Below are 11,349 nucleotides of genomic sequence, written 5' to 3'. Positions count from 1 at the left end.
GGCGCCGGGGTCAGCCGGTGAAGGTCCACTTCTGGTTGGCGTTGCCGGTGCACCACCAGATCAGGACCGGGGTGGCGTCGGCCGGGTTCTGGTCGCGGACGTCGACGCATTTGTCGGCCGGGATGTTGACGAGGTCCCTGGTGGTGGCGTTGTAGTCGAAGCGTTGGGCGCCGGTGCCGTTGCAGTCCCACAGCTGGACCTTGGCCCCGGGGTCCGTGGAGGCGGCGTTGACGTCGAGGCACTTGCCGAGCGCGCGTACGGTGCCGTCGCCGGGCAGCGTCCAGCGCTGCGCGGCGGTGCCGTTGCAGGTGTAGAGCTGCACCTGGGTGCCGTTGGCGGTCTGGGAGCCCGCCACGTCGAGGCACTTGCCGGCCAGGCCGGTGAAGGCGCCGGTGCGGCCCCCGCCGCCGTCGGCGGTGGTGACGCGGACGTAGTCGACGACCAGCTGGTTCGGGAACGGGGTCGAGCCGTCCGGGTTCCCCGGCCAGTCGCCGCCGACCGCGAGGTTGAGGATGAGGAAGAAGGGCTTGTCGAACACCCACTGGCGGCCGCCTAGGTCGGCCGGGGTGCGGCGCTGGTAGACCTGTCCGTCGACCGACCAGGAGACGGCGCCGGGGGTCCAGTCCACGGCGAAGGTGTGGAAGTCGTCGGCGAAGGCCCGTCCGCCGGGGAGGCTGTAGGCGGCGCCGATCCCGCCGCCGCCCGAGTAGCCGGGGCCGTGCAGGGTGCCGTGCACGGTGGAGGGCTCGTACCCGACGTTCTCCATCACGTCGATCTCGCCGCTGTTGGGCCAGCCGACCTGGCCGATGTCCTGGCCGAGCATCCAGAACGCGGGCCACATGCCCTGCCCGCGCGGCACCTTCATCCGGGCCTCGACGTGCCCGTACGTGGAGGTGAAGCGGCCGGAGGTGTTCAGACGCGCCGAGGTGTACTCGCACCGGCCGTACCAGCACTGGTAGTTGCCGGGGTTCTCGCGCCGGGCGGTGATGACCAGGTTGCCCCGGCCGTCGAGGGCGGCGTTGGAGGCGCCGGGGGTGTACCACTGGCGCTCGTGGTTGTTGACGTTGTCGCCGGTCTCGACGTTCCAGCGGCCTGGGTCGGCGGCGGCGCCGGCCGGGCCGTCGAAATTGTCCTCGAAGGTGACGGCGTTGACGGAGCCGATGGCGTGGGCGGAGTCGGCCGCGCTTCGGGTGGCGGTCTGGGAGGTGACGGCGGCTGACGGGCGGTGGGGCCGCGGGGCGGCGGCCGTGGCCGTCGTCCAGCTGAGGGAGACGGTCACCGCGGCGGTGAGCAGGGCCGCCAGTCGTAAGGACCGGCTGATGCGGGAGGGGGCGGACATGGGTACCTCGATTCGCGTACTGGTCCGGACCTGTGCGTGAGGGGAGTGAATCGCCTTGACGCGTCCCGGTCAAGTCGTCGGCTCTGCCGCCGGCCATCCGTCATGGGAGCGCGCCCGAGGACCGTACGCACGAGGCCGCCAGACTGGCGCGCGGTTCGTCTCGGGTGACACCTTCCCGTCCGGCGAGATGTTTCGACGAGGCCGACCCAGGTGGCGGCGAGCAGGACGTGCGCCGTGAACGCGCCGCCTGCCCGGCCGGGCAGCCGTGCCAGCGCACGGATGCCGGTCGGCGTACGCCACGGTTCGGGCCGGGCGTTCTCGACCAGGCGCGGGGCACCCGGGTGAGCGTTCCCCAGGCCGGGATCGACGCCGAGACCCGGGTCGGACAGGTGGAGCGGGGCCGCCCCGCCGGGCGAGACCTCCACGGTGAACGAGACGTCGGCGCTCCGCGCCACGGCGAGGGCGTCCCGTACGCGCTCGATCGCGCCGAACTCCTCCCGCATATCCGGGATCAGACGAGCACGTTCGGGCTGCGGGCACCGTCGCCCCGTCGGCACGCTGCACGAATGCGGACCGACGCGGACCGATGCGCCCCGCCGCGTATCCGCCCGGCGCCTCCAAGGTCCGCGTGTGGGTTGCAAGGAGAGATTCATAGGGAACTCATACGTAAACGCCAGGCGGATTCACAGCCGGGCAGCACACCCTTTCGGCCCATGAGATCTGTGATCAGAGGCCGGACCCTCCTGGTCAACAGCGCGCTTGCCGTGCTGCTGGCAGGGGGCGTCGGCTTCGCTTACGTGTCGTTGGGGGACGACGAGGCGACCGCCTCGGCCACCACGAGGACCACGACCGTCCTGCGCGGGGACCTGTCGGCCTCCGTGTCGGCGTCAGGATCGGTGGAGAGCGCGACGAAGCGGGCGTTGGCCTTCACCGGCTCGGGCACCGTGACCAGGATTCACGTCAAGGTCGGCAGCACGGTGAAGAAGGGCCAGAAGCTGGCCGAGCTGGACCGGACCGAGGCCCAGGAACAACTCGACGCCGCGAAGGCCGATTTGACCGTCGCCGCCGATGGCGACACCAGCACCGCACAGGGCTACGCGAGCTACGTGCAGGCCAAGAACGCGGTGAGCGCGGCGCAACGGGCACTCGACGGGACGGTGCTGTACGCGCCGTTCGCCGGGACCGTCACGGCCGTGAACGGTGGCGTCGGGGACTCCGCGACAGGGGCCTCCGGCTCCCCTTCTTCCTCTTCCTCTGCTTCCTCTGCTTCCTCTTCCTCTGCTTCTTCCTCCGCTTCCTCTTCAAGCGGCTTCATCGAGCTCGCCGATCCGGGAAAGGCCCAGGTGACGGGCGACTTCACCGAGTCGGACGCCACCAAGCTCAAGGTGGGGCAGACGGCGACCGTCACCTTCGCCGCGCTCCCGGACGTCACGGCCCAGGGCAAGGTGGCCGCGATCGACAGCACGCCGACCACTACGAACAACGTCGTCACCTTCGCGGTGACGATCACCCTGAACGCCAAGCCCGCGCAGGTGCGGATCGGGCAGACCGCCAGCGCGACGGTGACCGTCTCGCAGGCCGGTGACGCCCTGTACGTCCCGAACGCGGCGGTCACGAGCGCGGGCGGGCAGAGCACCGTGACGGTGCTGGAGAACGGCAGGCCGGTGGTGAAGACGGTGACCGTGGGCATCGTCGGCGACAGGGGTACCGAGATCACGTCCGGACTGAGCGAGGGCGAGCAGGTCCAGATCACGGTCGCCGCCGGTACCGCCGGCACCGGGTCCCCGACACAGCGCGGCGGGTTCGGCGGCGGGATGGTCTCCGGAGGCGGACGCGGCATGGGCGGCGGCCGATGAACACCGCCACCGTCCCCGTCCCCGTACTCGACGTCCGCGGTCTGACCAAGGTCTACGGTCAGGGCGAGACCGCCGTCCACGCGCTGCGCGGCGCCAGCATGACGGTGGAGCGGGGCGACTACGTGGCGATCATGGGGCAGTCGGGCTCCGGCAAGTCGACGCTGATGAACATCCTGGGCTGCCTGGACGTACCGACGGAGGGGCACTACCTCCTGGACGGCACGGACGTCAGCGGGCTCAGCGAGCGGCAGTTGTCGATCCTCCGGAACCGGAAGATCGGATTCATCTTCCAGAGCTTCAACCTGATACCCCGGATGACGGCGCTCGCCAACGTCGAACTCCCCCTCGCCTACGGCGGGGTGAAGGCGCCCGAGCGGCGCCGCCGGGCGCTCGCGGCGCTCGACCTGGTCGGGCTCTCCGAGCGGACCGGCCACGAGCCGAACGAGCTCTCCGGCGGACAACAGCAACGCGTCGCCGTGGCGAGGGCCCTGGCCACCGCCCCGTCCCTGCTGCTCGCCGACGAGCCGACCGGCAACCTCGACAGCAAGTCGACGCTCGACGTCCTCGACGTCCTCGACCGGCTCTCGGCCTCCGGCCGCACCATCGTCCTGATCACGCACGAGGACGAGGTCGCCAAGCGCACCAAGCGGGTCGTCCGCCTGGTCGACGGCGACATCGTGGAGGACCGCAGACAATGAACCCCATCGAGATCCTGCGGTTCGCCCTGCGCGGTCTGGGTGCCAACAAGCTTCGCAGCGGGCTGACGACCCTCGGCATCCTCATCGGCGTCGGCGCCGTCATCCTGCTGGTGGCGGTGGGCAACGGCTCCTCCCGGCAGATCCAGGACAGCATCGCCCGACTCGGCGCGGGCGCCCTCACCGTCTCCGCCTCGACCACCGGACAGGGCGGCGGAGCCCGCCAGGCGGGCCCTGGCGGATTCGGCCCGTCCGGCGGGGCCGGCGGCGGCCAGCAGACGAACACCGGGCCGCGCACGCAGGCCAAGAAGCTCACGGTGGAGGACGCCAAGGCACTGGTGGACCCGGTGAACGCGCCGTCGGTCGAGAGCGCCTCCCCCGTCGTCAACGCCAGCGCGCGGACGACCACGTATCTGGCCTCCAGCCACAGCATCGGTCAGTTCGTCGGCAGCGACACCGCGTACTTCAAGGCGAACAACAAGAAGCTGCGGCGCGGTTCGCTGTTCACCGCCGAACAGGTCGCCTCGGGCGCCAAGGTCGCCGTCATCGGTCAGACCGTCGCCGAGGAGCTCTTCGGCCGGGTCGACCCGATCGGCAAGAAGATGAACGTCAACGGCGCCTTCTTCACCGTGTCCGGCGTCCTGGCGGAGTCCGGCTCGTCGTCGAGCGGCTTCCAGGACGCCGACGACACCGCCATCGCCCCGTACACCGCCGTCCAGGGCACGCTCACCAGCTACGGCGCGCTCAGCCAGATCGTCGTCCAGGCCAAGACCCCGGGCGCCGTCGACGCGGCCCAGGCCGAGGTGACCGCCGTCCTGAACCAGCGGCACGGCACCACGGACTTCCAGGTCTTCAACCAGGCGAGCCTGCAGTCGGCCGTCGCCGAGTCGAGCGAGACCTTCACCGTCCTGCTGGGCGCCGTCGCCGCGATCAGCCTGCTCGTCGGCGGCATCGGCGTCACCAACATCATGCTCGTCACGGTCACCGAACGCACCCGCGAGATCGGCATCCGCAAGGCCATCGGCGCTCCCCGCGGAGCCGTCCTCGGCCAGTTCATCGCCGAGGCCACGATCCTCTCCCTGATCGGCGGCATCCTCGGTGTCGCCGCGGGAGTCATCGGCAGCCGTTTCGAGATCGTCGGCGTGCGGCCCGTGATCGCCCCCTGGTCGATCGGCCTCGCGCTCGGCGTGTCGGTCGCCATCGGCCTCTTCTTCGGCAGCTACCCGGCCAACCGCGCCGCTTCCCTGCGCCCGATCGAGGCGCTGCGCCATGAGTGAGGACAGATCCATGAACCGACCCTCGAACGAATCATCGGACCAGCCGTCGAACCAGGCATCGGAGCAAGCATCGGAGCGAGCGTCCGGCCGGGGACCGGACCACGCATCGGAGCAGGCATCGGAGCAGTCCACCGGTCAATCCTCGGACCAGAGCACCGACATCCTGGCCGACTCCCCGTTCTCCGGGGACCTCGACGCCACGCTCAAGTCGGCGCCCGCGCGACGGCGCCTGCCCGGCGTGGCGCTCTTCCTGGCCGCGGGCATCGTGGCCGTCGGCGGGTTCATCGCCGGTGTGTACGTGGAGAAGGGTGACGGCTCGGCCTCCGCCGACCGGCCGGGCGGCGGCCGGTCGTTCGGCGGTCAGATGCCGGAGGGCGGCGGGCAGCTGCCCGGCGGCCGGGCGCAGGGCGACGGCTCGGGCTTCCCCGGCGGCGGTCAGAACGGAGGCGGTCAGGGCGGCGGCCCGGTCGGCGGTCAGGGACGGCAGGGCATGTCCTTCGGGACCGTCGGCAAGATCAAGGACGGGGTGGTGGAGGTCACCACCCCGGACGGCAGGACGGTCGAGCTGAAGACGGGGGACTCGGTCGTCCTCCGGCCCCAGGGCGCGGGCCGGGGATCGGCTCCGGCCGGCGCCCCGACCGAAGGGGCACAGGGATGACCGGGGCGATCCGTATGACCGGTGCGGGCCGGCTCGGCGGCGACGGCCCGCAGAGTGGGGCTGACCGGTGACGACAGCGAGAAGGCGTCGGACGACGGGGAGGAGGCGCCGGACGGCCGCCGTGTACGGCGTGCTCGGCGCCGTCCTGATGGGCGGCGGGCTGATGACCGTACGGGCGGAGGGCAGCACCGTCGCCCCGCAGTCCAGGGAACCCGCCAGGGCCGCCCCCGATGTCGAGGCCGACGCGGACCCGTCCGCCTCCGGGACGCTGGAGAGCGCGAGCACCCGGACGCTGTCGTTCGCGAACGGGGGCACGGTGACGACGCTCAAGGTGAAGGCCGGCCAGAAGGTGAAGAAGGGCGACGTGCTGGCCCAGGTCGACTCCGCCGAGTCCGTCGAGAGCAGGACGGCCGCCTACTGGTCGTACCTCTCGGCCTCCCAGGTGCTCGACGAGGCCGGTGACGCGGGGTACCCGAAGGCGTACGCGTCCTATGTGAAGGCCCGGAACACCTACCGTCAGGCCGAGCGGGCGGTCGAGGGCACGAAGATCGTCGCCCCGTTCGCCGGCACGGTGACCTCGGTCGACGCCGAGGCCGGGCAGGAGGTGTCCAAGGGGGCCGCGGTCCTCACCCTCACGGATCTGTCCCGGCTCCGGGTCAGCGCCGACTTCACCGAGGCCGACGTCGTCGCGCTGGCCGAAGGCCAGCAGGCGTCCGTCACCCTCGGCTCCTCGGGCGCCACGGTCCAGGGCCGCGTGACCTCGGTGTCGCCCGTGCCCGTCGCCTCGGAGAGCTCGGGCGGCACCGGGCAGGGAGGCGGTGGCCAGCAGTCGTCGACCCAGGTGGTCCGCTACACCGTCCTCGTCTCCCTCGACGCCCTCCCCGCGACGGTCCGGGCGGGCCAGGCGGTGACGGTCGAGGTGCACGTCTGAGCAGCGGTGCCGACACCGCCGAACAGGGCCCGGACGGCCTCTCGTCCGGGCCCTGTTCCCCCGGCCTCGCCCTGGCCTCCGCGGATTCCGGTACGACTGCCGCCAGGAATCAGACGATCGCTGACGAATGGGTTGCCCGGGCCGGACACCGTACTGGTCCTCCTTCCCACCGTGACGCTGGTGGCGTGGGAGAGCACCTGGGGGTCGCCCCCGGTCGCCGCCTTCGAGAACACGGTCACCACGGCCGTGAACAAGCTGTACTGAGCGGTCAGGGTCCGGTCCGCCGCGTGAGCGCCCCCGGTCCTCTCCCCTCGGACACCTAGGAACGCACCGGCGGTCCGTACACGCCCGCCAGTTCGACCGCCAGGCGAGCGAGCCGCTCTCTCGCCTCCGGCGGCTCCAGCACCTCGACGCGGGCTCCGAGTCCGGCCAGCCGCGTCGCGACGACCTCCGGCGTCGGCCCGTCGACCGCTATCTCCGTCCACCCGTCCGGGAGGTCCGGGCCGACGCGCAGACGCCCGTGGAACAGCCTCTCCAGTAGCGCCATGGCCCCCGGCTCGGCCCGGGCGCGGACCGTCGCCGCGTACAGCCGTTCCTCCAGGCGCGCGGCGAACGAACGCCAGACCGTGGGGAGGTCGAAGCCGGGCGGTCGTACGACGGGCTCGCCGGTCGGCTCCACCGAGGCGACCCGGCTGAGCCGGAAGGTCCGCAGGCCCCGCTCCGTATCGGCGACGAGGTAGTCGTGGCCCGCTTTGGCGACGAGCCCGAGCGGATGGACCGTGCGCACTCCGGCGGGCTTGCCGGGTCCCGCGTACCCGAGCTTCACCTGGATCCCGTCCACCACGGCCCGCCGGAGCGTGTCGAGGTGCGGCCCGGTGGCCGTGACGTCGGCGCGCGACCAGTCCGTGCCGTCGGTGTGCCCGGCCCGCGAGGCGGCCTCGGCGCCCGCCCGCAGGGGCTCGGGCAGGGCACGCACCAGCTTGCGCAGGGCCGTGCGGAGTTCGGGCGTGGCCGACGAGGGGCCGGCCAGCAGGAACAGGGCCCGGATCTCCGTCGCGTTCAGCCCGGTGAGGTCCGTACGGGCGCCGCCGACCAGCGACCAGCCGCCGCCGCGGCCACGCTGCGCGTACACGGGGATGCCCGCGCTGGACAGCGCCTCCAGGTCGCGGCGCGCGGTCCGCGGCGACACTTCGAGCTCGTCGGCTACCTCGGCGACGGTCACGCGGGCGCGCGTTTGGAGGAACAGGAGGGTGGCCACCAGGCGATCGGCTCTCATGCCGGGGATTCTTCTGGGGAAATAGGCCAGGAGATGACCTGTTCGGGTTCCAGGATGAGGGCATGACGCACACCGAGAACACGGCATCGCCCGTTGACGCCACCACGGACACCGCAGCTCACACCACCGCTCACACCCCTCGCGGCACTGCGCCTTCGGCGCCCTCGGCGCCCGCCGCTCCCGCCGCTCCGACCGGCGACGACCCTCGCCAGGCGCTGCTGAAGGCCGTCGCGCTGGCCGGACGTACCGTGGCCGCGGTCCGGCCCGAGCAGCTCGACGGGCCGACACCCTGCACCGACTTCACCGTCCGGCGGCTGGCCGGGCACCTCGTCGCCGTGCTGCGCCGGATCGCCCTCGCCGGGCGGGGCGGTGACGTGACGAGCCTCCCCACGGTCGCCGACGACATCCCGGACGCCGAGTGGCAGGAGGCGTGGGATGCCGCGGTGAGTGAGGTGGAGGCGGCGTGGGCGGACCCCGCGATCCTGGGCCGGACGCTGACGCTTCCCTTCGGCAGCCTCCCGGGCGCCGCCGCCGCTGCCGTGTGGACCTCGGAGTTCACGGTGCACACGTGGGACGTGGCCACCGCGACCGGCCAGCTCCCGGACTGGGACCCGGAGCTCGTGGCGATCTCGTACGCCGCCATGAGGCGGGGGCTGCCCGCCGGGCCGCGCGACGGCGCGCCGTTCGGGGCCGCCGTGGACGTCGACGCGGACGCCCCGGCGATCGACCGTCTCGTGGCGTGGTGCGGACGCACGCCGTGACCGGCGCCCGATACAGGGAGGGCCGCCCCTGGACGGAGACCCCCTGGGCCGCTCGACGGCCCCGTCAGGCGAGCTGATCGGCCTCCCTTCCTTCTGTCTCGCCGAGGCGGACGTCGCGGAGCGCGAGGGAGGCCGCGGTCGCGATGCCCAGGAGCAGCGCGGCCGCTGTCAGCAGGGTCAGTTGGAGGCTGTGGGTGAAGGCCGTCCGTACGGCGTCGGTGGCTTCCGCACCGTGGGAGCGTGCCTCGCGCAGCGCTTCGGCGAGCGTGCCGGAGGCGGGGATCTCGGCAGGGAGCCGGGCGGAGAAGAGGACGGTGCCGAGGGTTCCGAGGGAGGCGATGCCGAGGGCGGCGCCGAGTTCGGTGCTGGTCTCCGCCACGGCCGAGGCGGCGCCTGCCCGCTCGGGCGGGGCAGCGGCGAGCACGATGTCGGTGGCCAGCAGGGCGACGACCCCCACGCCGATGCCGGTCACGGCGGCCCCGGTGACCAGCCAGGCCAGCCCGTGTCCGGCGCCGCCGGCTCCCCCGGCTCCCCCGGCTCCATCGACGGCACCGGCCGCACCGGCACCACCGGCGATCACGCAGCCGGTCGCCGCCGTGACGAGGCCGAGGACGACGACGGTCCCGGGGCGCAGTCGCGGGGCCGACTTCCCGGCCACCGTCAGACCGACGAGGACGCCGACGACACTGGGCACCATCCACAGGGCGGCCGCCAGGGCGGTGAGACCCAGGACGCTCTGCAGGTACTGCGCGGCGAGCAGGGTCAGGCCCATCAGGGCGAACTGGGTGCCGCCGTTGGCGAGGATCCCGGTGCTGAACGCACGGCGCCGGAACAGCGCGATGTCGATCAGGGGGCGGGTCAGCCGCAGTTGGCGGACGACGAACGCGGTTCCGGCCGCGGCGCCCACACCGAGCGAGGCAAGCCCGGCGAGGCCGATCCCGTCGGCAGCGGTGAGCTTGGCCCCGTAGACGACGGGGAGGATCGCGGCCATCGACAGGACGACGCTCAGCAGGTCGGTCCGTCCTGCGGCGGGGTCCTTCGCCTCGGGCAGGAGCACGGGCCCGGCCCCCAGCAGCAGGACCGCGACGGCGATGTTGACCAGGAGGACCGAGCCCCACCAGAAGTGCCCGAGGAGGACACCGCCGAGGACGGGGCCGAGGACGGAGCCCGCCGCGAACCCCGCGGACCACACCGCGATCGCGGTGCGGCGCTGGGTGCGGTCACGGAACATGGTGCTGATGAGGGCGAGGGTGGACGGGGCCAGCATCGCGGCGCCGACCCCCATCAGCGCGCGGCAGCCGATCAGGGTGGCCGCACTGCCGGAGTAGGCGGCGGCCACCGAGGCGCAGCCGAACAGCGCGGCGCCCGCCATGAGTATCCGGCGCCGCCCGAACCGGTCTCCCAGGACGCCCATGGTGAGGAGCAGGCCGGCGAGCAGGAAGCCGTAGATGTCCAGGATCCACAGGACCTGGGTACCGCTGGGCGCCAGGTCCTGGCTCAGCGCCGGGACCGCGTAGAAGAGGACGCTGATGTCCATCGACACGAACACGCACGCCGCGACCAGGACCGCGAGACCGGCCCACTGACGCCGGCCGGCCGCCGGCGGCACTTGCGTTACGGACACGAGGAGAACTCCTTGAACAGGCCGCGGAGGGCCGCGCTTTCAGGGGGAAGGGAGCGGGTGCGCGGCCCGGCGCATGCTGTGGCAACGGGGTTCACGGTGCGAGCTGCGGACAGGGCGACGTCCCGGAGCGGGGCCGCTTGCCCGCTTCACCGGCGGGGAGCGGCCCACGCCTGACGGGTGCCGGAGTCACGCTCGACGGCACCGTGTGTCAGGACGGGAGAATCAGCAACGCATACGCGCCACCGTAGCCGAAGACAGACAGTCCACGAAAACGGCTTCTGTCCCGCAGCGGATCGCCTGAGCGGCGTCCGCTGCGGGACAGACAGGTCGGGCCCGGCGGGTCAGGGGTGGGCGTAGCCGATGACCTTGGCGGCGACGTCGGTGATCAGGGGGCCGCATCCGCCGGGTGCGCGGCCCGCGAATTCGAGGGTGAAGTGGTCTTCGCCCGCGAGGAACTGCAGGGGCCTGTTGATCGAGGCGAAGCGGGGGCCGACGGGCGTGTAGGTGTCGCCCACGGGGTCCGAGCTGGGCGGGGGAATGACCTGGGCGCTGTAGGACTGGTCGCCCATGTCCTTGGCGCAGGCGGGATCGGTGTTGCGGGCCTGTTTCCAGGTGACGCTGACGATGGATCCGGAGTCCGCCTCGAAGTCCTGGGAGAGGGTGCCGGGTCCGATGTCGACGGCCTGGTAGGTGTACTGGGTGAGGGCGCGGCTGTAGAGGGTGACTCCGCCCCGGGGCGTGGCGGATCCGACCTGCCACGGGCCGATGTTCTCGCCGTCCTCGTACTCCACGTACCCTCCCGCGGGGGCGCTCGGGTCGGAGAACGTGCCGTTCTTGATGAGGTTTCCGGCGGCCGACGCGGGGGTGAGCGCGACGGTGGTGGCCAGGACGGTGGCGCCCAGGAGGGCGCCGGCGGACGTGAGCTTCTTCAT

The 11,349-nt window shown here is 72.5% G+C and carries 11 protein-coding genes; 6 read left to right on the top strand and 5 right to left on the bottom strand.

Annotation, left to right across the window (positions count from 1 at the left end):
- Positions 1-10: 10 nt before the first annotated feature.
- Positions 11-1,339 carry a ricin-type beta-trefoil lectin domain protein gene (locus tag ACZ6J5_RS09695; protein ID WP_469389509.1) on the bottom strand — a complete coding sequence of 443 codons (1,329 nt, stop codon included), beginning with the start codon at positions 1,337-1,339 and terminating at the stop codon, positions 11-13.
- Between the two features lie 793 nt (positions 1,340-2,132).
- The gene (locus ACZ6J5_RS09690) at positions 2,133-2,282 is read right to left on the bottom strand and encodes a hypothetical protein (RefSeq protein WP_469389508.1); all 150 of its coding nucleotides are present in this window, start codon (positions 2,280-2,282) and stop codon (positions 2,133-2,135) included.
- Position 2,283: 1 nt separating this feature from the next.
- On the opposite strand from ACZ6J5_RS09690, the gene ACZ6J5_RS09685 reads away from it, so the two are divergent.
- The 5 genes from ACZ6J5_RS09685 to ACZ6J5_RS09665 all read left to right on the top strand — a co-directional run bounded on the left by ACZ6J5_RS09685 (position 2,284) and on the right by ACZ6J5_RS09665 (position 6,756).
- A complete protein-coding gene (locus ACZ6J5_RS09685) occupies positions 2,284-3,195 on the top strand; it encodes an efflux RND transporter periplasmic adaptor subunit (RefSeq protein ID WP_469389506.1) in 912 nt (303 codons plus the stop codon).
- Positions 3,192-3,893: an ABC transporter ATP-binding protein gene (locus ACZ6J5_RS09680; protein WP_469389504.1), complete on the top strand. Its 702-nt coding sequence runs from the start codon at positions 3,192-3,194 to the stop codon at positions 3,891-3,893. The genes ACZ6J5_RS09685 and ACZ6J5_RS09680 overlap by 4 nt, the downstream gene beginning before the upstream one ends.
- Positions 3,890-5,167, top strand: a complete 1,278-nt coding sequence (locus tag ACZ6J5_RS09675; RefSeq protein ID WP_469389502.1) for an ABC transporter permease — start codon at positions 3,890-3,892, stop codon at positions 5,165-5,167. Before ACZ6J5_RS09680 ends, ACZ6J5_RS09675 begins: the two co-directional genes overlap by 4 nt.
- Positions 5,168-5,177: 10 nt before the next feature.
- Positions 5,178-5,825, top strand: coding sequence for a cupin domain-containing protein (locus ACZ6J5_RS09670; RefSeq protein WP_469389500.1), 648 nt, complete (start codon positions 5,178-5,180; stop codon positions 5,823-5,825).
- A 121-nt stretch (positions 5,826-5,946) separates the two neighbouring features.
- The gene (locus tag ACZ6J5_RS09665) at positions 5,947-6,756 is read left to right on the top strand and encodes an efflux RND transporter periplasmic adaptor subunit (RefSeq protein ID WP_469389498.1); all 810 of its coding nucleotides are present in this window, start codon (positions 5,947-5,949) and stop codon (positions 6,754-6,756) included.
- A 319-nt stretch (positions 6,757-7,075) separates the two neighbouring features.
- Here ACZ6J5_RS09665 and ACZ6J5_RS09660 read toward each other — a convergent pair whose 3' ends face one another.
- Positions 7,076-8,032 carry a helix-turn-helix transcriptional regulator gene (locus ACZ6J5_RS09660; protein ID WP_469389496.1) on the bottom strand — a complete coding sequence of 319 codons (957 nt, stop codon included), beginning with the start codon at positions 8,030-8,032 and terminating at the stop codon, positions 7,076-7,078.
- 62 nt (positions 8,033-8,094) lie between these two features.
- Between ACZ6J5_RS09660 and ACZ6J5_RS09655 the strand changes: the two genes are divergently transcribed.
- Positions 8,095-8,793 (top strand): TIGR03086 family metal-binding protein, encoded by a 699-nt coding sequence (locus ACZ6J5_RS09655; RefSeq protein WP_469389494.1) that lies wholly within the window; start codon positions 8,095-8,097, stop codon positions 8,791-8,793.
- A 64-nt stretch (positions 8,794-8,857) separates the two neighbouring features.
- On the opposite strand, the gene ACZ6J5_RS09650 is transcribed toward ACZ6J5_RS09655, so the two are convergent.
- The gene (locus ACZ6J5_RS09650; RefSeq protein WP_469389493.1) at positions 8,858-10,417 is read right to left on the bottom strand and encodes an MFS transporter; all 1,560 of its coding nucleotides are present in this window, start codon (positions 10,415-10,417) and stop codon (positions 8,858-8,860) included.
- 341 nt (positions 10,418-10,758) lie between these two features.
- Positions 10,759-11,349 carry a hypothetical protein gene (locus tag ACZ6J5_RS09645; protein ID WP_469389491.1) on the bottom strand — a complete coding sequence of 197 codons (591 nt, stop codon included), beginning with the start codon at positions 11,347-11,349 and terminating at the stop codon, positions 10,759-10,761.

Source organism: Streptomyces sp. NPDC042100, assembly GCF_055582325.1.
Note: the sequence above shows the minus strand (reverse complement) of the source record. Positions and strands in the feature narration are given on the sequence as shown.